The sequence below is a fragment of the Paraburkholderia sp. GV068 genome (assembly GCF_003058125.1).
GTDB lineage: Bacteria > Pseudomonadota > Gammaproteobacteria > Burkholderiales > Burkholderiaceae > Paraburkholderia > Paraburkholderia graminis.
Window position 1 is genome coordinate 1 of sequence record NZ_QBUB01000011.1, and the last position, 23,532, is coordinate 23,532.

General features: G+C 62.3%; 20 protein-coding genes and 1 pseudogene. 15 read left to right on the plus strand and 6 right to left on the minus strand.

All coding sequences use genetic code 11. The annotated features are described in order from the left end of the window. The 13 genes and pseudogenes from C8K18_RS33510 to C8K18_RS21550 all read left to right on the plus strand — a co-directional run. Window positions 1-339, plus strand: a pseudogene (locus C8K18_RS33510) (hypothetical protein); the annotation flags it as partial. Window positions 340-457: 118 nt separating this feature from the next. Further along, window positions 458-967, plus strand: coding sequence for an ABC transporter permease subunit (locus C8K18_RS34155; RefSeq protein ID WP_258196174.1), 510 nt, complete (start codon window positions 458-460; stop codon window positions 965-967). A gap of 593 nt (window positions 968-1,560) precedes the next feature. After that, a complete protein-coding gene (locus tag C8K18_RS21500; RefSeq protein WP_107709694.1) occupies window positions 1,561-2,499 on the plus strand; it encodes a D-ribose ABC transporter substrate-binding protein in 939 nt (312 codons plus the stop codon). Window positions 2,500-2,563: 64 nt separating this feature from the next. After that, entirely contained in the window at window positions 2,564-3,220 is a 657-nt protein-coding gene (locus tag C8K18_RS21505) for a DUF2291 family protein (RefSeq protein WP_107709696.1), read from the plus strand. Continuing rightward, window positions 3,217-4,779, plus strand: a complete 1,563-nt coding sequence (locus C8K18_RS21510; protein ID WP_107709698.1) for a sugar ABC transporter ATP-binding protein — start codon at window positions 3,217-3,219, stop codon at window positions 4,777-4,779. Before C8K18_RS21505 ends, C8K18_RS21510 begins: the two co-directional genes overlap by 4 nt. Before the next feature lie 68 nt (window positions 4,780-4,847). Then, window positions 4,848-5,915 carry an ABC transporter permease gene (locus C8K18_RS21515; RefSeq protein WP_006052132.1) on the plus strand — a complete coding sequence of 356 codons (1,068 nt, stop codon included), beginning with the start codon at window positions 4,848-4,850 and terminating at the stop codon, window positions 5,913-5,915. A gap of 3 nt (window positions 5,916-5,918) precedes the next feature. After that, complete coding sequence (locus C8K18_RS21520) at window positions 5,919-7,055, plus strand: Gfo/Idh/MocA family protein (RefSeq protein WP_207909693.1); 1,137 nt, start codon at window positions 5,919-5,921, stop codon at window positions 7,053-7,055. Continuing rightward, window positions 7,052-9,064, plus strand: coding sequence for a hypothetical protein (locus tag C8K18_RS21525; protein WP_107709700.1), 2,013 nt, complete (start codon window positions 7,052-7,054; stop codon window positions 9,062-9,064). Before C8K18_RS21520 ends, C8K18_RS21525 begins: the two co-directional genes overlap by 4 nt. 109 nt (window positions 9,065-9,173) lie before the next feature. Further along, a complete protein-coding gene (locus C8K18_RS21530; protein ID WP_107709702.1) occupies window positions 9,174-10,544 on the plus strand; it encodes an MFS transporter in 1,371 nt (456 codons plus the stop codon). Between the two features lie 41 nt (window positions 10,545-10,585). Then, the gene (locus C8K18_RS21535) at window positions 10,586-11,416 is read left to right on the plus strand and encodes a phosphogluconate dehydrogenase C-terminal domain-containing protein (protein WP_107709704.1); all 831 of its coding nucleotides are present in this window, start codon (window positions 10,586-10,588) and stop codon (window positions 11,414-11,416) included. A 48-nt stretch (window positions 11,417-11,464) separates the two neighbouring features. Then, window positions 11,465-12,709: a ribulose-bisphosphate carboxylase large subunit family protein gene (locus C8K18_RS21540; RefSeq protein WP_107709705.1), complete on the plus strand. Its 1,245-nt coding sequence runs from the start codon at window positions 11,465-11,467 to the stop codon at window positions 12,707-12,709. Beyond that, window positions 12,706-14,115 (plus strand): 3-oxo-isoapionate kinase OiaK, encoded by a 1,410-nt coding sequence (oiaK, locus tag C8K18_RS21545; protein ID WP_107709707.1) that lies wholly within the window; start codon window positions 12,706-12,708, stop codon window positions 14,113-14,115. The genes C8K18_RS21540 and oiaK overlap by 4 nt, the downstream gene beginning before the upstream one ends. Before the next feature lie 148 nt (window positions 14,116-14,263). Then, on the plus strand, window positions 14,264-14,971 hold the full coding sequence (locus tag C8K18_RS21550; RefSeq protein ID WP_006052125.1) for a transcriptional regulator NanR: 708 nt from the start codon (window positions 14,264-14,266) through the stop codon (window positions 14,969-14,971). A gap of 1,048 nt (window positions 14,972-16,019) precedes the next feature. Here the strand turns inward: C8K18_RS21550 and C8K18_RS21560 are convergent. Next, window positions 16,020-16,217 (minus strand): hypothetical protein, encoded by a 198-nt coding sequence (locus tag C8K18_RS21560; RefSeq protein ID WP_132384601.1) that lies wholly within the window; start codon window positions 16,215-16,217, stop codon window positions 16,020-16,022. Window positions 16,218-16,583: 366 nt separating this feature from the next. Here C8K18_RS21560 and C8K18_RS21565 point away from each other — a divergent pair, with 366 nt between their 5' ends. Together C8K18_RS21565 and C8K18_RS21570 are read left to right on the plus strand one after the other, a co-directional pair. Further along, the gene (locus C8K18_RS21565; RefSeq protein WP_107709710.1) at window positions 16,584-16,832 is read left to right on the plus strand and encodes an AbrB/MazE/SpoVT family DNA-binding domain-containing protein; all 249 of its coding nucleotides are present in this window, start codon (window positions 16,584-16,586) and stop codon (window positions 16,830-16,832) included. Further along, window positions 16,826-17,146, plus strand: coding sequence for a type II toxin-antitoxin system PemK/MazF family toxin (locus tag C8K18_RS21570; protein ID WP_107709712.1), 321 nt, complete (start codon window positions 16,826-16,828; stop codon window positions 17,144-17,146). Before C8K18_RS21565 ends, C8K18_RS21570 begins: the two co-directional genes overlap by 7 nt. A 292-nt stretch (window positions 17,147-17,438) precedes the next feature. Here C8K18_RS21570 and C8K18_RS21575 read toward each other — a convergent pair whose 3' ends face one another. The 5 genes from C8K18_RS21575 to C8K18_RS21595 form a co-directional block, all read right to left on the minus strand. Continuing rightward, complete coding sequence (locus C8K18_RS21575) at window positions 17,439-17,879, minus strand: hypothetical protein (RefSeq protein ID WP_254597495.1); 441 nt, start codon at window positions 17,877-17,879, stop codon at window positions 17,439-17,441. Next, window positions 17,879-19,783, minus strand: a complete 1,905-nt coding sequence (locus C8K18_RS21580) for an RICIN domain-containing protein (RefSeq protein ID WP_165919842.1) — start codon at window positions 19,781-19,783, stop codon at window positions 17,879-17,881. Before C8K18_RS21580 ends, C8K18_RS21575 begins: the two co-directional genes overlap by 1 nt. A gap of 76 nt (window positions 19,784-19,859) precedes the next feature. Next, window positions 19,860-20,483: an SCO family protein gene (locus C8K18_RS21585; protein WP_044020130.1), complete on the minus strand. Its 624-nt coding sequence runs from the start codon at window positions 20,481-20,483 to the stop codon at window positions 19,860-19,862. 256 nt (window positions 20,484-20,739) lie between these two features. After that, complete coding sequence (locus C8K18_RS21590) at window positions 20,740-22,542, minus strand: right-handed parallel beta-helix repeat-containing protein (protein ID WP_107709716.1); 1,803 nt, start codon at window positions 22,540-22,542, stop codon at window positions 20,740-20,742. A 54-nt stretch (window positions 22,543-22,596) separates the two neighbouring features. Continuing rightward, on the minus strand, window positions 22,597-23,526 hold the full coding sequence (locus tag C8K18_RS21595) for a polysaccharide deacetylase family protein (RefSeq protein ID WP_107709718.1): 930 nt from the start codon (window positions 23,524-23,526) through the stop codon (window positions 22,597-22,599). Window positions 23,527-23,532 lie beyond the last annotated feature (6 nt).

Genomic DNA, 23,532 nt, shown 5'->3' on the forward strand with positions numbered 1-23,532 from the left:
TCTCTCAACGCTGGCGGCGGCGATCAGCTCGAATACGATGCGCCCACCAACCGGTACTACAACGCAGCGAGCCGCTGGACGTCTTCTGGCAATGCGTCGACCAACGGCGCCTGCTCGGCGGCCTCGCCATGCACGCCGGTGCTCACTATCGTGGACGCAGGCAACCGCCGTGTTGTTACCCGCCTGAACACGGGCAATAACGCGCACTCAGTTGCGATCGATCCGGCGACCGGTCTCATCTTCGTTCCGTATTCTTCAGCGACATCGCCTGCGGGGTGTCCGGGTTGCGCAGCGAACGGGTTCGTCAATGGCGGGGTGTCGGTATTCGCGGCGCGATGAGACCCGTAACGGCAACAGACCGACGCGGCGGCATGGATGCGCTCGATGGCAGGCCATTTGCCTAAAAGCGTTCGCGATCGAACTCCGGCAGTGCACGCGTTCCTTCAATAGCGACGGCGTGCAGCAGTTCAGGATCCAGCCGTTCGTCGGGCAAGGCGATAAGCATGCCGACTTTGCGTTTGCATACGGCGCGCCGGCGGGCCCGATTGCTTTCGTCAGCACGATCAAGCTTCGCAAAGCGGGGTTCGATACGGCCGTTGATACCCGTGACGCATTTTGCAACGCGCAGCAGTATTTCATAGACCGGAAGCTCCTGCCCCCGCATCGTGATAGGTCCAGGGAGGCAGATCGCCGCGTCAATCCGTTGGCCTGGCCGACGCTCACGCACGTGACCGTCTCGGGTGTAGTGACACTCATCTGCGCGCTGATCGTTTATCAGGCCGCGTACCTCTCCGAAGTCATCCGCTCCGGCATTGAGGCGATTCCTCGCGGGCAATTCGAAGCGGCACGCGCGCTCGGACTCGGCTACATGACGACGCTGCGGCAGGTGATCGTGCCCACATTCACCGCTATCGAGCGACGAATGTCGGCAAAGCGATTGGAACAGTCGCACTGCATCGAGCGGTGACGGATCGCTAAGGCCGATGAACGGAATTCGTATCACCGCAGTCAATATGGGCCGCACCGCCGGTCGCCAAAAGCGCGTCGCACAACGCCTGCAAAGATAATCTTCGTCGTTTCGCTCGCCCATGACCCGGCTCGATATGGGACTTAAGTGGCATTCTTCGGCATTGACGAACCGTCGGACGTTGATCTTTTTCAGCTGCAAACGGCTGTCGGATGGATGCAGCCATGCCCGCGCTGCTGGACGTGTCTCTTCGCTCCGATCATCCCCTTCACACACGGCATTTCGGCGCAGGTCCACATGTTGGTCAGGATCAGACGGTCGCATCTTTTGTCGCTTTTTGCCTTCAGGGCGCAGTCATGCCAGCAATGAACCTACGCGCTGCATCGACCTGCAAAGTGGCAACGCACAGAAAGGATCCCAACATGTGTGGGACCGCTCTGAGTAGCGAAAACCCTGGCGAGATCGATCTTCCATGGTCAAACGTAGCTGGTATGATGACATCATGACGGCATAAGTGACGAGCGCAAAAACAAAAATAACGCATCGCCCGCGACTGGTTTTGCAGTGCACAAACGTTGACAAGGAGACAAACGATGAAGGCCTCAAAACGCTGGGTCGCGCTCGCCGCAGCCACGCTCACCCTCTTTACCGCGACGGGCACCGCACAGGCGGCCAACCTGATCGCCATCATTACCCCATCGCACGACAATCCATTTTTCAAGGCCGAAGCGGACACCGCCAATGCGCGCGCCAAAGCACTCGGCTACGACACGATCGTGCTGGTGCATGACGACGACGCGAACAAGCAGTCCAACCTCGTCGACACCGCAATCGCCCGCGGCGCCAAGGCGATCATTCTCGACAACGCCGGTTCCGAGGCATCGATCGCGGCGGTGCGTAAGGCGAAGGCGGCGGGCATCCCGTCTTTCCTGATCGATCGCGAAATCAACGCGACGGGTATCGCGGTTTCGCAAATCGTGTCGAACAACTACCAGGGCGCGCAGCTTGGCGGCCGCGCGTTCGTCAAGGCGCTCGGCGAGAAGGGCAACTACGTCGAACTCGTTGGACGCGAAGCCGATATCAACGCCGGTATCCGTTCGAAGGGCTATCACGACGTGATCGACCAGTTCCCGAACATGAAGATGGTCGAGAGGCAGTCGGCGAACTGGAGTCAGACGGAAGCGTATCGCGTCATGGAGACCGTTTTGCAGAGTCACCCGGACATCGAAGGCGTGATCGCGGGCAACGATACGATGGCGATGGGAGCCTCGGCGGCATTGAAGGCGGCCAAGCGCAGCGACGTCATCGTCGTCGGTTTCGACGGCAGCAACGACGTGCGCGATGCGATCATGCGCAACGACATCCGCGCGACCGTTCTGCAACCGGCGGCGCTGGCCGCGACGGAAGCGGTCGAGCAAGCCGATAAATACATGAAGACCGGTTCGACCGGCAAGCCCGAAAAGCAGTTGATCAACTGCTCGCTGATTACCAAGGCGAACGCCGGCAAGCTGGATATGTTCGCCCTGCGCTAAAGCGTGTCTGTCGCCCGGGGCGGCACGTCCCCGGGTTTTCCTCCGGCGTGGAATGAGGACATTCATGAGAGCTTCTGTATACGCGGCCATTCTGCTGGTCGCGGGCGGTGCGCTGTCCGGCTGCAAACTCGTCAAGCACGATCCTCAGGCATCCAAAGGGTCGCGCGATGCGTACGCGTCGGCCGGCTACGATCCGAACGCGATGGTCGCCTCCATGTGGAGCACGAAAGTGCTGCCCAGCGTCGAGAAGCGCGCGACCGATATCAAGGTGTTGCTTGACGCCATCAAGGCCGATCCCGACGCGGCCGGCAAAAAATATGGCTACCGGGGCAAGGACGACAGCGCGCCCTGGAATTTCCCGACCAGGGTGCGGGGCACCATTGTGTCGGTCGATACGGACTCGATTCAGGGCACGGTGGGCGTCGATACGGACGGCGACGGCAAGGCAGACGTGATCGTCGACATCGGCCCGACGGTGTTGGGAACGACTCTGCGCGATTCGCTCGACTTCGTCTCGTTCGCGGATTTTCGCAATCAGATCGAATACGCCCGATTCGGAACCGCGCTCAATGCCTACGCGGCGGCACATGTGATGAAGCCGTTGCCGCGCAACGACCTGAAAGGGCAGCCGATCACGGTGACAGGCGCGTTCTCCTACGACGGCGCGAGCGACCAGCCGGAAGTGGTGCCGCTGGCTCTCGCGCTCGGGAGCAAGCCATGAGCGCGGCCCTCGTGGAGAACGATGTCGTCCTTCAGGTCGAGGCGGTGACGAAGGTGTATCCCGGCACGGTCGCATTGAAGGAGGCGAGCTTCACCGTGCGGCGCGGCGCGGTCAACGTGCTTGTGGGAGAAAACGGCGCGGGCAAGTCGACGATGATGAAAATCATCGCCGGTGCGGAGCAGCCCAGCACGGGGCGGCTGCTTCTCGACGGCCAGCCCGTTCAGCTCGCGAGCAGTTCGGACGCGCTGCGTCACGGCATCGGCATCGTGTTTCAGGAACTCAACCTGTTCCCGAATCTGTCGATCGCGGAGAACGTCTTCATCGCGCATGAAATCACGCGCGGGCGCATCGACATCGATGCCGGCGCGCAGCGCCGCAAGGTGAGCGAGTTGCTCAAGCGCCTCGAACTCGACGTCAGCCCGGATACGCTGGTCGAGGATCTACGCATCGGTCAGCAGCAGCTCGTTGAAATCGCCAAGGCGCTGGCGCACGACGCGCGCATTCTGATTCTCGATGAGCCCACCTCCGCACTGAGCGCAGCCGAGGTCGATGTGCTGTTTCAGGTGATCGCGGATCTGAAGTCGCATGGCGTCGCGATTGTTTATATCTCGCACCGGCTCGAAGAGCTGATCCGTATCGGCGACTACATCACCGTGTTGCGCGATGGCCGCATCACCGGCCATCAGCCGATGAACGAGGTGGACGTGCCGTGGATCGTGCGGCAGATGGTCGGCCGCGAGACGAAGGATTTTTCACGCCCCATCGGACACGAACGCGGCACCGAAGTGCTGCGCGTGCATGACGTATCGCTGCCGCGCAAGGGAGCCGGCCTGCTTGTGGACCACGTGTCGCTGTCGCTGCATGCGGGCGAGATCGTCGGCATTTACGGGCTGATGGGAGCGGGGCGCTCCGAACTGTTCGAATGCATTCTCGGCTGTCATCCGCATGCAACGGGCGACGTCGTGCTCGACGGCAAGCCGTTGAACGGCAAGCCGGTTGCAAAGCGTGTGGCGCAAGGCCTCGCGCTGATCCCCGAAGACCGCAAGGCCGATGCGTTGCTGCCGATCCTGTCGATCGGCAGCAACATGACGCTGTCGAGCCTCGCCGATTTCGCGCGGGGCTTTCATATCGAGCGGCAGCGCGAGCAGAACGCCGTCACGCGTTTCATCCGCGATCTGGCGATCAAGGTGGCCGACTCGCATCTGCCTGTGAGTTCGCTCTCCGGCGGCAATCAGCAGAAGGTCGTCATCGCGCGGGCGTTGATGACGGCGCCGAAGGTGTTGCTGATGGACGAGCCGAGCCGCGGCATCGACGTCGGTGCGAAGGCGGACATCTTCAAGGTGATGCGCGATCTCGCCGTCAAGGGACTCGGCATTCTGTTCGTCACGTCCGACCTCGAAGAAGTGATGGCGCTGTCCGATCGCATTCTGGTGATGTCGAACGGGCGCATCACGGCGGAATTCGGTGCAAACGAAGCCACGCAGGACGCGCTCGTTGCGGCATCGGCGATCGGACACCGCGTCGACACGCGCGGAACCGGACAACGCGCCGCCGCCTGACCAGAATCGATGCAACCCGGGATGTAACCCAAAGACGCAGGCCTGACTGGACGATTGGAGACCTTTTCATGACCGTAGCGATCAAAAGCGCCGCGCCCGGCGCAAACCTCGGTGAAGCGCCGCTTTTACTCCTGCTCAAGCTGCGCACGTTCATCGCGCTCTTTGCCGTCGTCATTTTCTTTTCGTTCGCGGCGCACAACTTTCTGAGCATCGAGAACCTGCTGATCATGTCGCGTCACGTTGCGCTCAACGCGTTTCTCGCGATCGGCATGACCTTCGTCATCGTGGCGGGCGGCATCGATCTGTCGGTCGGCTCGATCGTCGGCCTGTCAGGGATGATCGCGGGCGGGCTGATTCTCAACGGGATTCCACTTGGCAGCAGCTACACGCTCTATCTGAGCGTGCCCGAGGTGATCGGCGTCGCGCTGTTGTCGGGCGTCGCGGTCGGCGCGGTGAACGGCCTGCTGATCACGCGGCTCAACGTCGCGCCGTTCATCGCCACGCTGGGCACGCTGTATATCGCGCGGGGCGCGGCGCTGTTGTCGTCGGGCGGCGAGACGTTTCCCAACCTGACCGGCAATCCGGATTTCGGCACCACAGGCTTTCCGATTCTCGGCAGTTCGTCCATTCTCGGCATTCCTCTCACGATCTGGCTGCTCGTCGTGGTCGGTGCATTCGCGGCCTATCTCGCGGCCCGCACGCCGCTGGGGCGGCAGATCTATGCGATCGGCAGCAACGAGCGCGCGGCGCAGCTCTCCGGCGTGCGCGTGAATCGCGTGAAGATGTTCGTCTATATGTTCTCGGGGTTTTGCGCGGCGATTGTCGGGCTGATCATTTCGTCGGAACTGGTCGCGTCGCATCCGTTGAGCGGCGAGACCTTCGAACTCAACGCGATCGCCGCGGCCGTACTGGGCGGAACATCGATGTCGGGCGGACGCGGCAAGATCGGCGGCACGATTATCGGCGCGTTCGTGATCGGCATTCTGTCCGACGGGCTCGTGATGATGGGCGTCAGTTCCTTCTGGCAGACCGTTATCAAGGGTGTCGTGATCGTCGCGGCGGTGGTGGTCGATCAGATCCAGCGGCGGGTTCAGCAGCGCTTCGCGTTGCAGAAACAGGCGGCGACAGGAGCGTGAGCGATGAGTGCAACGGACGCAACGCAGGTAATCAGCGCAACGACCACAACGACCACAACGGTGAAACGCTTCAAAGGTGCGTTGATCGGATGCGGCTTCTTCTCGCGCAATCATCTGCACGCATGGCGGGACATCGACGGCGCGGAGATCGTCGCGCTGTGCGATGCCGATAGCGAGCGGTTGAAGGCGGCAGGGCAGGCGTTCGGTATCGAGCGTCTGTACAGGGATGCAGCGGCGATGCTAAGCGCCGAGCAACTGGATTTCGTCGACATCGCCACGACTGCGCCGAGTCATCGTTCGCTTGTCGAGCTGGCCGCGCAAGCGGGCGTCGCGGCGATCTGCCAGAAGCCGTTCGCACTGACGCTCGCCGATGCGCGCGCAATGGTCGCCGCTTGCGAGCGGGCCGGCGTGCCGCTGATGGTCCATGAGAACTTTCGCTGGCAGCCGGCGATTCAGGCCGTGGGACGCGCGCTGCGTGACGGTGCGATCGGCACGCCGTTCTGGGGCCGCGTGTCGTTTCGTTCAGCGTTCGACGTATTCAGCGGGCAGCCGTATCTCGCGCGAAACGAACGTTTCATTGTGGAAGACCTCGGCATTCATATTCTCGACATCGCGCGCTTTCTGTTTGGCGACGTGACGCGTCTTGCCGCGGGGACCTCGCGCGTGAATTCCGCGATTGCCGGTGAAGACGTTGCGACCATTCTGCTCACACACGAAAGCGGCGTGACGAGCGTGGTGGATTGCAGCTACGCGTCGCGTCAGGCACGCGAGCTGTTTCCGCAGACGCTGGTCGAAGTGGACGGCGCTGAGGGCACGCTGCGGCTGTCGGCGGACTACCGGCTGGAGATTCACAACCGCGACGGCACGCGCACCGCAACAGCGGCGCCGCCGCCGTTGGCGTGGGCAAGCGTGCCGTGGGAGGCGATCCAGGCCAGCGTGGTGAATATCCAGCGCCACTGGATCGCGTGCCTTCGCAATGGAGGCGAGCCGCAGACGAGCGGCCGCGACAACCTGAAGACGCTTGCGCTCGTCGAAGCAACGTATCTCTCCGCGCGTGAAGGCCGCACGGTCGTGTTGAAATCGCTCGACGCAGAAGCGCCTGCGGTCACGTCCACTTCTTCCGGTGCGGTGCGGCGATGAATAGCCGTGACGCCTCGCTCGCCAACATTTACTACGGCACCTCGCAGATCGAGCCACGGGGGCAGACGCTGACGGCCGGCCCGTGGTCGGCGCTTTTCATCGACGGTGCGTTGCGCGATATTCGCTACGGCGGCACCGAAGTGATTCGCGCGATCAGCTGGCTGGTGCGCGACCGGGATTGGGGCACTTGCCGGCCGGACATTCGAGACGTCGAAGTCGACTCGCATGCGCGAGGCTTTCGCGTCTCATACGCCGCGCGCTGCGCGAATCCCGACGGCCATGTTCTGACCTACACGGTCCTGATCGAATGCGATGCGGACGGTGCGTTCGAATGCAGCGCTCAGGCGACGGCGCAAACGGATTTCGTCGCGGCGCGCTGCGGCTTCGTGGTTCTCCATCCGATCGAGGGCGTCGCCGGTGCGGCGGCGCGCGTGGAGCACGATGACGGCACGATTGAAGTATCGTCGTTTCCTGCGCTGATCGATCCGTGGCAACCGTTCACGCGTATCCGCACGATCGAGCATGCGCTTGCATCCGGCGAAACGGTGCGCTGCGCGTTCACGGGCGATGTGTTCGAGATGGAAGACCAGCGCAACTGGTCGGACGCATCGTTCAAGACTTACTCGCGTCCGCTCGAACTGCCGTGGCCGTATACGATCGAAACGGGCTGGACGGGCGAGCAGTCAGTATGTATCGAAGTCGACGGTGCGCCGCGCCAATTGAACGAGGTAGCGGCACCGCCGCGGCAGCATGGCGAAAGTCGGCATAGCGAAATACTGATCGACTTGCGTGGCATGAACGAGCCGATGCCTGATCTCGGCGTGGCGATCGCGCCCGACGAGATCGACGCGACGCTTGCCAATCTGTCATTGCTGGCCGAACTTGCGCCGCAGCGCCTGACGCTGCACTTCGATCCCGTCGCCGGTCATGGTGCGGCGGAACTCGTGCGGTTCGCGCAGTTGCAGCGGCGCGCCGCGATCCCGGCCGTGCTCGAATGCGCGCTGCCTGGGGTGAATGCGCCCGAACACGAATTGCAACGGATCGCGGCGCGGATTGGGGAAACCGGCCTCGAGTTGACCGGCATCGTTGTCAGTCCGTCCGTGCACCGGCAGTCGAACCCGCCGGGGAGCATCAGCCCGCCATGCCCGCCACTCGACGAGGTCTACCGCGCCGCACGCCGCGCGTTTCCCGGCCTGCGTCTGGGCGGCGGCATGCTGAGTTACTTCACGGAACTCAATCGAAAGCGGCCGCCGCTCGAGTTGGTCGATTGGGTCACGCACGCAACCTGTCCTATCGTTCACGCAGCCGACGACCGCAGCGTGATGCAAACGCTCGAGGCGATTCCCCACATCACGCGTTCCTGTCGCGCGTTGATTGGCGCGCGGCCGTATGCGATCGGTCCGGTATCGATCGGCATGCGGCAGAACCCGTATGGTTCGCGCGTGATGCCGAATCCGCAAGGCGAGCGCGTGGCGATGGCCGGCGACGACCCGCGTCAGCGCGGTCTGTTTGGCGCGGCGTGGCTGGCCGGTTATGCAATGGCGCTCGAAGGCGCGGCGCTCGAATGCCTGACCCTCGGCGCACTGACGGGGCCGCGTGGCCTGGTCGATATCGCGTCCAGTCCGGCGCGCTATCCGATGTTTCATGTCGCGGCCGCGATGGCGCGGATGGCCGGTATGGACCGGTTGCAGTGCGGCGCGGCGAATCCTCGCGAGGTGGCGTGTTTTGGCGCGCGCGACGGGAAGGGACGCCTGCGCCTGGTCGTCGCCAACCTCACGCCAGATCCATGCGCGGTCCGCCTGAGGTTCGCCGGCGGCGAGGTGGTGGGCGACATGAGCGTTTCGACGCTCGATGAATCGTCGTTCGAAGCGGCGCGAGGCGGGCAAATCCCGGTGGACTGTCTGAGCCCCGGGCACGGCACCGTGTCCCTCAAGCCCTTCGCCTGCGTGCAGGTAGCTGTCGGGCTGACGCCTTTCGGACGGCCCATCTCCGCTGCCCGCCACTCATAAACCGCTCGGTGAATACCCCACTGTCCGCACTTTAAGCATCATGGTCTACTCATCACACCAGTACATCACATGAGTGATGTGTCGAGGCGACCTGATTGGAGGATGTGAGATGCAAACCGTACCCGTGAATCAGGTCGAGCGATCGGCCATACGCAAGGTATCGATTCGCCTTGTGCCGTTCGTGGCGCTGATGTTCTTCATCAATTTTCTCGACCGCACGGCGATCTCGTTTGCCGGTCCGAACGGCATGACGAAGGACCTCGGCCTGAGCGCCGCGCAGTTCGGTCTCGCGGCCGGCGTGTTTTTCATCGGTTACATCGTGCTGGAGATTCCGAGCAATCTCGCGTTGCATAAGTTCGGCGCGCGCCGTTGGCTCGCTCGCATCATGGTGTCGTGGGGCATCGTCGCGTTGCTGTTCACGTGGGTCAGCAGTATTCCCGGCCTGTACACGCTGCGTTTTCTGCTCGGCGTGACGGAGGCGGGCTTTTTCCCGGGCGCGATTCTGTTCCTCAGCATGTGGGTGCCGTCGCGCTATCGCAGCCACATCCTCGCGCTGTTCTATCTCGCGCAGCCGCTGACGATCGTGATCGGCGCACCCGTTGCCGCGTTGCTGATCGAAGCGCATGGCCTCTTCGGACTTGCCGGCTGGCGCGTGATGTTCTTCGGTGTCGCCGTGCCCGCGATCGTGATCGGCGTGGTGGCGTGGTTCTATCTCGCCGACCGGCCGTCGCAGGCGCGCTGGCTGACCGCGGCCGAGAAGACCTGGCTCACCGCCGAACTCGAAGCGGAAGAACTCGCCCGCGCCAATGCGTCGACACAGCACTCGATGCATGCGCGAGCCGCGCTCAGAAGCGGCCGCGTATGGATGTTCGCGTTGATGTACTTCGGCCTGATCTACGGACTCTATGCGCTTGCCTTCTTTCTGCCGACGATCATCGGCGGCTTTGAAGGCCAGTTCGGCACGCACTTCAACGTGTTCCAGAAGGGCTTGATCACCGCGATCCCGTATCTGCCCGCCGCGCTCGCGCTGTATCTGTGGAGCCGCAACGCGACGAAGCATGGCGTGCGTGCATGGCACATCGGCGTGCCGGCACTGATCGGCGCGGCGAGCATTCCCCTCGCGCTGTACATGCAATCGCCTGCCGCGACCGTCGCCGTGATTACCGTCACCGCCTGCGCGATCTTTTCCGCGCTGCCGAACTTCTGGGCGCTGCCCGCGCGCTTTCTCTCCGGCGCCGCAGCCGCGGCGGGCATCGCGCTGATCAACACCATCGGCAATCTCGCCGGCTTCATGGCGCCGTACGTCACGGGCGCCGTGAAGGATGCGACGGGCTCGTATCACGCGCCGATGTTCGTCGTCGGTGTGCTGATGCTGATGAGCGCGGGACTGGCCTTCGCGTTCTGCAGCAGCGCGCGCCTGCCTAAGCCCGGTGACGGCATCGCGCCCGTCACGCTCGAGCCGCAATCGCATTCGAGCTGATCGCCACGAATTTCAATGAATCCATGCAAGGAGCTCACACCATGAAAGAGAAAATCGCACTGTTCGGCGCCGGCGGAAAGATGGGCTTTCGCCTCACCAGCAATCTGCTGAAGTCCGACTATCGCGTCGCGCATGTCGAGGTGAGCGAGGCGGGGCAAAAGCGCCTCAAGGAAGAACTGAACGTCGACTGCGTGTCGACCGATGCCGCGCTCGACGGCGCACAGGTGGTGATCCTCGCCGTGCCCGACACACTGATCGGCAAGCTCAGTCATGAGATCGCGCCGAAGCTGCCGGCGGGCACGATGGTGATGACGCTCGACGCCGCCGCGCCGTTCGCAGGCCATCTGCCTGAGCGGCCCGATCTGACGTATTTCGTCGCGCACCCGTGTCATCCAATCATTTTCAATAACGATGACGATCCGAAAGCGCGGCGCGATTTCTTCGGTGGCGCGTACGCGAAGCAGTCGATCACCAGCGCGCTGATGCAAGGCCCGGAAGAAGCGTTCGACCTCGGTGAAGACGTGGCCAAAGTGATCTACGCGCCGATTCTTCGCTCGTATCGTTTGAGCGTCGACCAGATGGCGCTGCTCGAACCCGGCTTGTCGGAAACGATTTGCGCGACGCTGCTCTACGTGATGCGCGAAGCGATGGACGAGACCGTGAAGCGAGGCGTGCCGAAAGAGGCCGCGCGCGACTTTCTGCTCGGGCACATGAACATCCTGAGCGCGGTGATCTTCAACGAAATTCCCGGCGCGTTCTCCGATGCGTGCAACAAGGCGATCGAATTCGGCAAGCCGCGGCTGATGCGCGACGACTGGAAGAACGTGTTCGATCGCGCGGAAATCGCCGAGAGCATCCGCCGGATCACGTGATAGGGCGATGTGCGCCTTCTTTCCGATTTCCAAACAGGGATTGATATCGTGAGCGAACGTATTCACGCGACTTACTGGCTCGAAACCGGCGACGATCCACAACGTGCTGCCGACGTGATTGCCGGCGAGCAATCGAGCGGCACCTTTGTCGCGCTGCCGAACGAAACGCCGGAATTGAAGGCTCGCTCGGGCGCGCGCGTCGAGCATCTCTCGGTGCTGGAAACGGTCGGCAGGCCGAGTCTGGCTGGCGGAATCGTGTCGGAGCGGTATAGCCGCTGCACGCTCGAACTGTCGTGGCCGATCGAAAATCTCGGTGCGTCCCTGCCGAATCTGATGTCGACCATCGCTGGCAATCTGTTCGAGCTGCGGCAGGTGTCGGGTTTGCGTCTAACCGGGCTGACGTTGCCGCCGTCGTTCGCTTCGGCGTATCCGGGGCCCGCGTTCGGTATCGAAGGCACGCGGCGGCTGAGCGGGGTCGCGCACGGTCCGTTGATCGGCACGATCATCAAACCGAGCGTCGGGTTGTCGCCCGTGGAGACGGCGCAGCAGGTGCGCGAACTCGTCGCGGGCGGCATCGACTTCATCAAGGACGATGAATTGCAGGCCGACGGTCCGCACTGTCCGTTCGACGAACGGGTGCGGGCCGTGATGCGTGTGGTCAATGCGGAAGCGGATCGCACCGGCAAGAAGGCGATGGTCGCGTTCAACGTGACGGGCGACCTGGATCAGATGCGTCGTCGTCATGATCTCGTGCTGGCCGAGGGCGGCACATGTGTGATGGCGGTGCTCAACTCGATCGGTCTGGTCGGCATGCATGAACTGCGGCGGCACGCGCAATTGCCGATTCACGCGCATCGCGCCGGCTGGGGTTATCTGTCGCGCTGCCCCGAGCTTGGCTGGGACTACGCGCCGTGGCAAATGATCTGGCGTCTCGCGGGTGCCGACCATCTGCATGTGAACGGACTGCGCAACAAGTTCAGCGAGTCCGACGACAGCGTGATCGCCGCCGCGCGCGCGGTGCTCGCGCCGGTGATGCGCGAAGCGCCGATGTCCGCGATGCCGGTGTTCAGTTCAGGGCAGACCGGCTTGCAGGCCGCGGACACGTACGCCGCGATCGGCTGTGCGGATCTGATTCACACGGCCGGTGGCGGTATCTTCGGTCATCCGGGCGGCGTGGCAGCGGGCGTCGAGGCGTTACGCGAGGCGTGGGTCGCGGCCGTCGAAGGCGTGCCGCTCAAGCAGCATGCCGCAAGACATCCGGCATTGAACGCCGCGCTGGAGTTCTGGAAATGAACGGGACGGAGCCGGCGGAGCCGACGAACGGGACGAACGCGACAGCGTGGCCTGCCGGGCTGCTCGCCTATTACGGCGACGACTTCACGGGCTCGACGGACGCGATGGAAGCCATGCAAGCCGCCGGCGTGCCAACCGTGCTGTGTCTGCAAAAGCCTTCGCCCGAGTTGCTGGCGCGTTTTCCAGAAGTGCGCTGCGTGGGCATGGCGGGTTCTTCGCGTGGACGCTCCAGCGCATGGATGGACGACGAGCTTCCGGATGTTTTCGCGAGCCTTGCCGCGCTCGGCGCACCGATCCTGCAATACAAGGTCTGCTCGACGTTCGATTCGTCTCCCGAGGTCGGATCGATCGGCCGCGCAATCGACATCGGCGTCAGGCATATGCCCGGCAACTGGTCGCCGATGGTGATCGGCGCGCCGCGCCTGAAGCGTTATCAGATGTTCGGCAACCTGTTCGCCGCCGTGGATGGTGTCGGCTACCGGCTCGACCGGCATCCGACCATGTCGCGGCATCCCGTCACGCCGATGAACGAGGCCGATCTTCGCCTGCATCTCGCGAGGCAAACGGCGCGGCGCATCGAACTGATCGACATGCTTGAACTGCGCGGCGCCGATGTCGCGACGCGGGTGCGAGCGCTGTGCGCGCCCGACACGCCGGTCGTCCTGATCGACGTGCTCGACGAAGAGACCCTGGCCGAGGCGGGCCGTCTGGTTTGGGAGCAGCGTGGCGAAGGGATTTTCACGGCGTCGTCGTCGGGTCTGCAATACGCGCTGGCGGCGCACTGGCGCGCGCGTGGGTGGTTGCCGCCGACGCCGTCTCTACCGGTCGCCGATCCCGTGCCGGCGATCGCGGCAGTGAGCGGCAGTTGCTCGCCGGTAACAGCCGCGCAAATCGGCTGGGCGCGCGCACACGGTTTTCACACCGAGCGCCTCGATCTGCCTCGGGCGCTCGATTCGCGCGACGGGGCCGCCGAGATCGAACGCGTCGTGACGGCAGCCACGCAGGCGTTGACTCGCGGCATCAGCGTGATCGTGCATAGCGCCGAAGGGCCGCACGACCCGGCGGTCACCGGCTTCGACGCCATTGCGTCCGCTGCGGGACTTGCGCGGCACGATGCGGCGCGCAAGGTCGGACGCGCATTGGCCGAGGTGATGCGGCGGCTGCTCGATAGCGTCGAGCTGACGCGCGTGGTCGTCGCCGGTGGCGACAGTTCGGGGGAAGTGGCGAGCGTGCTCGGCATCGATGCGCTGAGCGTCATGGCGGGGCTCGTCCCTGGCGCGCCGATGTGCCGCGCGTGGTCCGCCGAGCCGCGGCGCGATGGTCTGCAAATCGTGCTGAAAGGCGGCCAGATCGGCGATGCAACGTTCTTTGGCATGGTCAGGGAAGGGCGGCTGTCGAGGGGGTAACGTGCGGTGCGCGTTGAACCAGCGAGCGGTCGCGCCGCGCGCCACCCGGTCTTGTCAGGTCATAGGTGGCGACGGCCCCCGCGCCCTTCCATCCGGCGGCGTGTCCGTGGTAAGGTCATTACACCACTTGGTTTTACGCGGACATGTCATGGCTGAGATCATTCAGCGCCGAAAGCTGTATCAGGAAGTTGTCGACCGGCTCATGGAGCGAATCCGTTCGGGCGAAATCGCGCCCGGCGCGCAGCTTCCGTCTGAGCGGGAGTTGATGGAAATCTACGGTGTGGGCCGGCCCGCCATCCGCGAGGCGCTGCAAACGCTGGAGCGCTCCGGCATCGTCGAGATCGTGCACGGCGAGCGTGCGAGGGTCGTTGTTCCCACGGCCGACCGGCTGATCGCGCAGATCGCCGGCGGCGCGATGCACCTGCTGCGCAGTCATCCCGACATGCTGGCTCACCTGAAAGAGGCGCGGGTCTTTCTCGAGACGGGCACCGCGCGCATGGCGGCGGAGCGCGCGACCGAAGAGGACGTGGCTCGCCTGCAACTCAGCGTGGCGCGGCACCGCGCTTCCATGGTCAATCTCGAGGAGTTTATCGAGCGCGATATGGCGTTTCATCGCGAGATTGCGCTGATCAGTGGCAATCCGATTTTCCCGTCGATTGTCGAATCGCTGTTTCGCTGGGCGGGCGAATACTACCGGCCGCTCGTGCGCGCGCCGGGCGCAGAAGAGTTGACGTTGTCGGAGCACCAGCGAATCGTCGATGCGATCGCGAAACATGATGGCGACGGTGCGGCTGAAGCAATGCGCGCGCATCTGAATCGTGCAAACGAACTGTATCGAACGCTTAGCCGGACGTAATCGAGGGCTCTACCAGGTCACGTCTGCGCTACGGTCCAGGATGCGGCGAATCTGTCACGACGCGTACTGCAATGCCTATCTTTGTTAAACGCAGCCCAGCAGGTTGGCTGACTGGGGCGATTCATCAGCTTCTGGACCTGCACGCTTCGGACGCGCCAGACCGGGACAGCCGGAAGAGCGGTGGCGACGCGATATCCCATTCACCTTGAGAGTGGAGATCAATGGCGTGCTTTGTCGATTGCGAGTCCGAACAGTGAGCGAAGAGGTCGATCGGAAAGGCCACCATCGGCGCCATTGACCGACCATGGGGGACAACGACGTAGTACGCGTCTTTGGGCTTATATGGTGTTGATTTGCACGGAATCCTGACCCAAGGGGGGCGGATTCCGTGCAAATCAACACCCCAACGGACATCATTAGTGGAATTTGCGAACTTCAACAGATTGTGGTCGCTGATCGAGCCACTGCTACCTGCGCGAGCACCACGCAATCGCCAGTTTGCGGGCCGCAAACCGACACCCGATCGGGCGGTGCTGACCGGCATCGTGTTCGTGTATGCCACGCTAGCAGAATTAACGGACACTATTAGCGCCTATGGCCACGGCTAGCAGAATTAGCGATCTTCAACAACGGGCGCAAGATGGACGGCGGCGGAGCAGGGCGGCCGCGACGGATTGCCCGGGGTTCAGGGGCGCCAGAAGGCCTGGCAGAGATTGTTCGTCGCCGACGGTTTCGATGATCGGGCAGCGTCCGGGCGTGGCAGTAACTGGCGGATGGACCGCCGCCATGCCGGCCGGCAGACGATGCTCACGGACAACTGAGAAAGTGTTCGGCGCGTTTTGCATCACCGCACTGCATGGCGACGAGCAGCGCTTAACGGGGAGGGGCCGAGTTCGCCCTTCCTCACCACCGGGTGACTGCCTGCGCGTTGTGGACGACAAGAGGGCGATCAGAAGCGCAGCTACAATCGCCGGCTGCTCGGGCGGCCCAAGCGGGAGTGCTTCCAGGCCATCGTGCCCACGCGTGTCACCAACCGGCTCCGGACGTTCTACTCCAGCACGTCCGACTCTTCGTAGCAACGCATTGCCGCTTGCAGGGGCGTGGCGTCCATCCAGTGTTGCCGGTCGTCGGATTTGATACCGCCGCGAGTTACCTTGCCGACACAAGCGACAAATTGTTTTCCTAACTCTGCATCGGCAATTTCGCCGACGACGATTCCCAGTTGTTTCAGGTCATCCAAGGTCATTGTCATTTCTTCTCTGTGGGCTGTGCGGAGATCCGCTCGCCATCTGGTCCCATCGGACGGGCTGCGTCCAAGGGCACTGGGCCGAGTGGATACTGTTATCTGTACGGTATACAGCAGCGTCAGGCCGCAGCGACCGGCGAGGTGCCGCCCTCCGGCGCGCCGGCAAGCCGGGGTGGGCGCCGGCGTCGCTCCTTCTTCCCTCGGGCGAAAAAAGCTGACCGCGAAGGTTCGCTCTAACCGTTCCCTACCTACGTTGAGGGACCGCGGTGAAGGACTTCAGGGCTGAGTGACAAGCAGCGGCCAACGTAATAACATTGTGTTGACGCGATCCGCTCGACGGCATAACATTGTACTTACGGTGAGCTTATGAAAACGACGATTCGCAGGATGGGTAATTCGCAGGGCGTGCTGATTCCAAAGCCCGTCCTTGCGCAGTTGGGATTGGAGAACGAAGTGGAAATGGAAGTCGAAAACGACGCGATCGTGCTGCGTCGCCCCCGCCATAAGGCTCGCGAAGGCTGGGCTGAGGCGAGCAAGGCGCTTGCTGAGAGCGGTGACGACGCGCTGGTGATGGGTGAGTTTGGCAACGCCGACGATGCGGAGCTTGCATGGTAGTGCGCGGCGAAGTCTGGCTCGTTGCGCTCGATCCGACGCTAGGTAGCGAGATTCAAAAAACGCGGCCCTGTGTAGTGGTATCGCCGCCTGAGATGCACGACCATCTGCGAACGGTCATCGTTGCACCGATGACTTCGAAAGGGCGCCCTGCGCCGTTTCGCATACCTGTGACGTTCAAACGGAAACAGGGGTTGATTTTGCTGGATCAGATTCGCGCGGTAGACAAGGTACGACTGGTAAAGAAGGAAGGCGCGATTGCCGATAACACGATGTTGGACACCCTGCGTACCTTGCAGGAAGTGTTCGCGGAATAGGAAAAGTTGTCACTACAAATCGGGGACAGAAAAACGGGGTGGGGAATATTTTGGCGCATGTTTCTCGGCGAACTTTTGGCGTCTCTGGCGTTGATAGCGTTGTGCTTGGTAACGCCGCTAAAGCCGCTGTTGTATGGTGGCCAATGGATACTCTGGCATCCAACTATCACGGTGTGCTCGGTCAGTGCGTAAGTTGACATAATATAAATTATCAACAAATCGCATGTGCCAGCTAAATTGAAATGTCGCGTTTCCCCCCCAATGCCACACCAGCCGCTTCACCGCCTCACCATCAAGGCCCAGTAACAAACCGCCAAAGCGCCGCACACTCGGCACGCGACAACTGGAAATGAGGCATCGACTTACGCAGCAGCACGCTTGCTGGATCGATGCCGTCCTCGATGGCTCGACAGAACGCCACCGGGTCATACTGACTCGGCGGCCCGCCTCGGCGGCTCTTTGCGTCAAGCAAGTAGCCGCGTGTCAGCGGCGGCGCAAAGCTGGGCGCCGGCTCCGTCCGCGTGTGGCAATTGATGCATCGCGTCGTCCATTCCGGCAGCGCTTGATTGTCGTCGCGCAGATGCGCCGCTGCCGGACGTTGCCCGGTGAAAATCGCGCACCCAAGATCGTCCGGTTTGCAGCGCTCTTCAGCATGCGCAAAAAGCGCAGCGCCAAGTAGCGCCAGGCAAACCGTCCAGCGAGCCGCGAGGCGCGAGGTTGTCGACGTCGTCATCAGTGGAGGCGCAACGTGCGTGACACGCTCGGCACGCCGTTCGTGTTCAACGCGAACAGCATGTAGTAGCCGGGAATCACAACACCAGGATCGGCGGGAATCTTCAGGATGAATTCGCCGGCCGTACCGATCGTGAAACTCAACGGCACGCGTCGCTGCTCGTTGTTCACTGCATGTGTGTTGGACGACAAACGCATCAGCGCGAACGCCTTCACGCCAGTAGTGGCTTTCACCGCGATGGACGTGCCGAGTTGCGCGTCGGCCGGTACGTTGCTGAGCGTCGGCCGCGTGGCCGCCGAACCATCCGCATTGAGCAGATACGGCGGTGTGAGTATTTCGATGTCCGTATGGTTGGTCGCACAACCACCGCACAAACCGCCGCCGCCGCTGAGCACCCGGCCGTCCGGCAATAGGAGCGCAACGCTGTGATAAGTCCGCGGCACGGCCTGCGGCGCGAGTTGCGAAAAGACCTTCGTCGTCGGGTCCCACAACTCGGGAGTCAGCACCGCGGTGTCGTCCGAGAAAGGCTGTGCGAACGCCTGGCCGCCCACCACGACGACCTGTCCGTTCGGCAACACGACGCTGCTGCTGAATGCCCGCGTATAGCTCATCGGAGGCAGCGCGGTCGCGGTCGCCGTACCGGTGCTGATATCGATGAGCGTCGCATTCGAAGTCGCATTCGACTGCTCATAACTCGGCGCCCCGCCGACCGCGAGGATCTTCCCGATGTCGTACATGACCGCGTTGCCGTTCATCGCATCGGTATCGTTCGCGCGCTTGCCCGCATCGGTCACATTGCCGTTACCCGCGGTGTCGAACCAGTGCATGGCCTGGCTCGGCCCCGCGTGGAAAACGCGTCCGTTGGCCACCGCGAACAACCACGCGTGGTTATCGGCGCGGAATATGCCCGCCGCGTCCTGCGTCAATATGTAGTCGGCGAGTATCGCGCCGTTGATTTGCCAACCCACGCCCGATGTCCACGTCTCGCCGTTCTTGCCGCCCTCCCCGCCATTCCACGAGCCGCCCAGCGTGAACACGCTGCCGTTGCTCAACGTGACGGTGCCCTGATAGCCGCGCGGGATTTTCATCAGGTTGCTTGACGTCCATTGACCCGTCGACGGCGTGTAGATACTCGTCTTCGAACTGCTCGATCCGCCGTTGACCAGCAAGCGGCCGTCAGGCAGATTCGCGATGCCTGGACAGAACATGTCGTGCCCGGTATTGCTGACCAGTACCTGCTTGTTGGTCCCTGTGGTTGGGTTGAAGACTGCGGTGTAGGTCTTTCCCGGCGTGATTTCACCCGAGGTGAAATCGAGCAGCATATCGGAGGACCACACCAGCACGTTGCCATCGGGAAGATTGGCTGCCGCTGCGGGAACCATCGGCACGCCGAAAGGCCCCGACCATTTCGACGGCAACGTCTTCACATTCAGACCGCTCAACTGCCAGGTCTGCAGCGCGCTGCCATTGCATGTCTGCTGGCGGATTTGCTGAGCCCATCCAGTGAGACTCTGCGCGGCCAGACACAAGCCGCTATGCGCAGCCACTATCGCGTAGCCGTTGCCTTGCGGCTTCGCGGTGAAGGTCTGGTTCGTCTGACCGTTGCACGACCACTGGATGATCGCGGCGCCCGCAGTCTTGCTCTCCGCGTTCACATCCATGCACAGGCCGCTGTTCTGATTAACGAAATGGAATTGCGACCCGATAGGTACAGGCCGCCACTGCTGATTGGCGCCGCCCGAGCAGCCCCAGGAGATCACCGAGGCGCCGGGAGTGGTCGATGCAGAGTCGACGTCCGCGCACACATTGCCGCCGAGCGCTATCGACCCTACCGTTTGCGCTTCTACGCGTCCGGCAAACATGGCAAGCGTCAACGCCAGTGCAGCGACGAAAAATGCATTCATGCACTTGCCGGCATAGCGCGGGAAGAATCTGACAAACGGAATTGGCGCCACGGTTTCTGCTCCAGTGAAGGTTGTACTACGCGCGCCCCAATGCGCTCAGCGCATTGCAAATTTCATCTGCACGCGGAAGATCCGCGCTGCGCCAGCGCAATCGCGCGTTGGCATCGAAGCAGTAGATCTGGGTTGCGTGATCCGCAATATTGCCGAGCGGCAGGCGGCTGCCTGCAAGCGCCATACGCATGCCGTCGATGTCGCGCAATGTGGGTGTCGCCGCAGTCCATGCAGGGCCCGCCTGAAAGCGCTTGAGCCACGCATGCAACGCGGATGGCGAGTCGGAGAGCGGATCGATTCCTATCGACAGCAATCGAACCGGATAACGCCCACGTATTTGTGGCAACCGCTCCTGGACCGCGCTGAACAGCGCTCCTTGCAAAGGACATACGGAACTGCATCCGGTATAGATGGTTTGAAGCGCAGTCACGCCGCCTAGCAACAAGCTGTTGAGCAATCGCTCGGTGCCGGCCTGATCGACCAGCCGCGTATCGTCGAGACGAACAGGCGGCGTGACGAGACCCGAAGTTCCATGCTGTGCATATGACGGCAAAGGCGCCGCCGCGATAGCAAGCGATGCGATATCGCGCAGGAAGACGCGACGCGACGATCTTTCAAGCGGGATGGACTCGCCGGCTTTAGCGCGCATGAGAGCTTTCGGATCAAACAAGGTGTCGTCCTCCGCAAAAGCTCTTTGGGGAAGTCGGCGATCGCTACGTTGCTTCGGTTTCGGGGGGCGGAAAACCGGTCACGTATTGGAGGTAGCGATTAACGCCGACGGCAAACGATCGTATGCGAAGATCGCGGCTTCGGTTTGTTTAGTACCCCACACTTCACAGTGTTTGATGACGCAAGCGAAAGCACTGCGGCGATCTCTATTAATTCGCGTGCCGCGATGCTGTTTTTTAACCCGCGCTGGCATTGCTCGCGAGCAGCATTCCCGAACCGCGAGCCTGCGAATAGCCCGTGCCGCAGCTCATCGCACTGTTTCCTGTGACCGACATGTCGGTGCAGCCAGACAGATTCATGCCGGTCTCGCAACGGCGCACGAGATTCGCCGACACAACGCCGCCGATGCGATTTGCCGCTGCAATTCCGCTTCCGCCCGGCCCGTTGAAACCTTCGACGACATTGCCGACTACCACGGCGCCCGTCGCGCTCGCCTCGAGATAGATGCCGTGCTTCGCGCTTTGCTGACCGAGTACGGTATTGCCGTTGATCACGGGATCGGACACGTCCATGCAATGGATTCCATGCGCGCCCATGTAGCGCAGGTTATTGCCGAGAATCGACGGCGAATCCTGATACTGCGCGAAAATGCCCATTGCGCCATCCGCGGCATTACACAGCACACTGTTATTGGTGACAGCGGTGCCCTGCCCGCGCTCATGCCATTTGAAAGTCAGTAGGGGCGAGCCGGCGCCTATCGGATTGCTTGCGAGCAGCGCAGTCCCCGCAACACTCACAACGAACGTCGCTGACGGCACGCCTGGCCCGGTGATGAGTTGCCCGAGTTGCACGGCCGGATTTGCAGATGCAAGCGTGACGCGAGCCGTGCCGTTTGTCGCCGCCCGCTGCTCGACTGCGACCGCGTCATCCACGTCGGAGCCCAGCAAGCAGATTGCGGCTCTCGCGTGACCGCGCGTGAGATCGATGGTATTGCCCGATATCACGCATTGCACCGCTCCGCCATACACGGCAATGCCGGCGTGAATCGGGTCCCATGCGGAGCCGGTGCCGTCGGTTGCGGCGCGGTCGAATATCACCGTATTGCCCGTGACCGAGCACGCCAGCGATCGGACGATAGCGATGCCCCACCACTTTGCGCCTTCGCAGGTGTTGCCTGTGATGGTCGAGTTGTTGACGTTTTCCGTGACGATGCTTCGTCGAAACGGACCTCGCACGACATTGCCGACCACCGTACACATGTTGTCCTGCAGTGGGAAAGAGTCGGCATGGTAGTCTGCCAGCCCTTCCATGTGGATGCCGATGCGGCAGTCCTGACCGGCCTTGGCCGTCACGAGATTGCCGGTGATCGTCGCCGCGCAACCCCACACCGTGATACCGTCGCCGCGATCCTCGCCATACGTGGATTTTTGCGTGGGCCCGCCGCCAGCGCCGATACAGTCGATAACCCGGTTATTCGCGATGATAAAGTCGTGGTACTCACCGGTCGATTCAACCTGGATGCCATTCTGAAAATAGCGAATGGTCGAGCGCGTCACGGAACCCAGACTTGCGCGAAACATGATGCCGACGTTTCGCGCCCCGCTATTCGACTGAAGCATGTTCGGGTTCGTCAGATAGACGCCGTCAAATTCGCAGCCTGGAGCAGTCACCGTGATCGCCGCCGCATTCGCGATGCCTGCGGTAAAGCGCAACTCGCCGCCGCCCATCACCCGAATCGTCTTCTCTATCTTGAGCGGCTTCGTCAGCTTGAACACGTACCCGCCTGGCACATTCACTACTGCGGCGCTGCTGCTGAAAGCCGCTTGTATCGCGGCGCTATGATCGAGCGACGGCGCGCCGGAGCGTGCGTCAGCGCGTGCCTCGGCTGACATGAAGTCGAGCACGCTTGCTTCACCATTCGGCCCGCGTACATTGACTGCATTCGACGCAGTTGCCGGATTGGCCGAAAAGTACCCCGCCACTGCCGCGCCCGCGGTCGTAGTTATCTTCGTCAGGAAGTTGCGCCTTTGTTCACTCACAATTTTTCCAGCAAGTTGGAGTACAACTGTTGGCCGCTGCGACTTACTGTGCGATTAACCGGCATTCGTCTGCGGCTTGCCAAGGCGAGCAAAGTTCAGCGTTCTGATCAGTATCGACTTGAACGTGCCCAAAGGTAGAAGCCGCCAGGCGAGCGGCACGCCCGTCATTTGCGCGGCAAACCACGGTAATGAGGAATCATCTTCGATATCGAATGCGCTCAGGCGAAACGGATCGCTTCTTTCGTCGTTCCAGCCCACTGCCGTAGTGCGTCCGGTCTTGTATCCGGTCGCCTTGAGCATCGCCACCTCGCGCGATCCATATCGGCCATACGGGTAAGCAAAGTGTTCGCAAGGTGAGCCGGTCAACTGCTCAACCTCACGCTTCGATTGCGCGAGTTCGTCGATACATTCCTGATCGTCGAGGCGTGTGAGCGTCGGATGAAAGCGCGTGTGCGATTGAAAGTCCACGTACGGCAGCATGGCTTCGATCTGCTCTCTGCTTAGTCCGCTGACCGGTGCTTCGTCGCTGCGCACGTCCTGTTGAAATCCGCGCCGCGCTAACTCCTCGAGCCTTTGCGAATTGGGGAGCTTGATCAGACGCTTGACTCCCGCATGCTGCGCGCCGGGTGTCAGCCACCAGTGAGTGCGCTCGTGCGCAACGATACTGCTGCAAATGTAAATAGTCGGACGAACACCATGCTTGATGAAAACCGGCAACAGTGCCGCGTTTCCGACGTGGCCATCGTCGAATGTCAGTGCTGCGCGCCGGCGACCCTTACCCGGTTTATTTACTTCGGACATCGGAACAAAATCGCAATACCGCTTCAGATACGCAAGATGTGAATCCAGTGTGGCAGGATCGGGATCGTGATAAAGAAGTACAGCAACCCGGTCTCGCCATAGCAGCAAGCGTGTGAGCGCGGGCAAGCCGCTTACAAGAATGGCGTGCGTAAAGATCGTGCGCATTAGTTGCTTCGGCTTCATGTCACC

Coding starts and splice junctions, on each gene's coding strand:
- C8K18_RS21560 (WP_132384601.1), bottom strand. CDS start 16,217: ATGACCTTGGATGACCTGAAACAACTGGGAATCGTCGTCGGCGAAATT.
- C8K18_RS21530 (WP_107709702.1), top strand. CDS start 9,174: ATGCAAACCGTACCCGTGAATCAGGTCGAGCGATCGGCCATACGCAAG.
- C8K18_RS21580 (WP_165919842.1), bottom strand. CDS start 19,783: ATGAATGCATTTTTCGTCGCTGCACTGGCGTTGACGCTTGCCATGTTT.
- C8K18_RS21565 (WP_107709710.1), top strand. CDS start 16,584: ATGAAAACGACGATTCGCAGGATGGGTAATTCGCAGGGCGTGCTGATT.
- C8K18_RS21500 (WP_107709694.1), top strand. CDS start 1,561: ATGAAGGCCTCAAAACGCTGGGTCGCGCTCGCCGCAGCCACGCTCACC.
- C8K18_RS21505 (WP_107709696.1), top strand. CDS start 2,564: ATGAGAGCTTCTGTATACGCGGCCATTCTGCTGGTCGCGGGCGGTGCG.
- C8K18_RS21515 (WP_006052132.1), top strand. CDS start 4,848: ATGACCGTAGCGATCAAAAGCGCCGCGCCCGGCGCAAACCTCGGTGAA.
- C8K18_RS21595 (WP_107709718.1), bottom strand. CDS start 23,526: ATGAAGCCGAAGCAACTAATGCGCACGATCTTTACGCACGCCATTCTT.
- C8K18_RS21575 (WP_254597495.1), bottom strand. CDS start 17,879: ATGACGACGTCGACAACCTCGCGCCTCGCGGCTCGCTGGACGGTTTGC.
- C8K18_RS21520 (WP_207909693.1), top strand. CDS start 5,919: ATGAGTGCAACGGACGCAACGCAGGTAATCAGCGCAACGACCACAACG.
- C8K18_RS21570 (WP_107709712.1), top strand. CDS start 16,826: ATGGTAGTGCGCGGCGAAGTCTGGCTCGTTGCGCTCGATCCGACGCTA.
- C8K18_RS21535 (WP_107709704.1), top strand. CDS start 10,586: ATGAAAGAGAAAATCGCACTGTTCGGCGCCGGCGGAAAGATGGGCTTT.
- C8K18_RS21510 (WP_107709698.1), top strand. CDS start 3,217: ATGAGCGCGGCCCTCGTGGAGAACGATGTCGTCCTTCAGGTCGAGGCG.
- C8K18_RS21550 (WP_006052125.1), top strand. CDS start 14,264: ATGGCTGAGATCATTCAGCGCCGAAAGCTGTATCAGGAAGTTGTCGAC.
- C8K18_RS21525 (WP_107709700.1), top strand. CDS start 7,052: ATGAATAGCCGTGACGCCTCGCTCGCCAACATTTACTACGGCACCTCG.
- C8K18_RS21585 (WP_044020130.1), bottom strand. CDS start 20,483: ATGCGCGCTAAAGCCGGCGAGTCCATCCCGCTTGAAAGATCGTCGCGT.
- oiaK (WP_107709707.1), top strand. CDS start 12,706: ATGAACGGGACGGAGCCGGCGGAGCCGACGAACGGGACGAACGCGACA.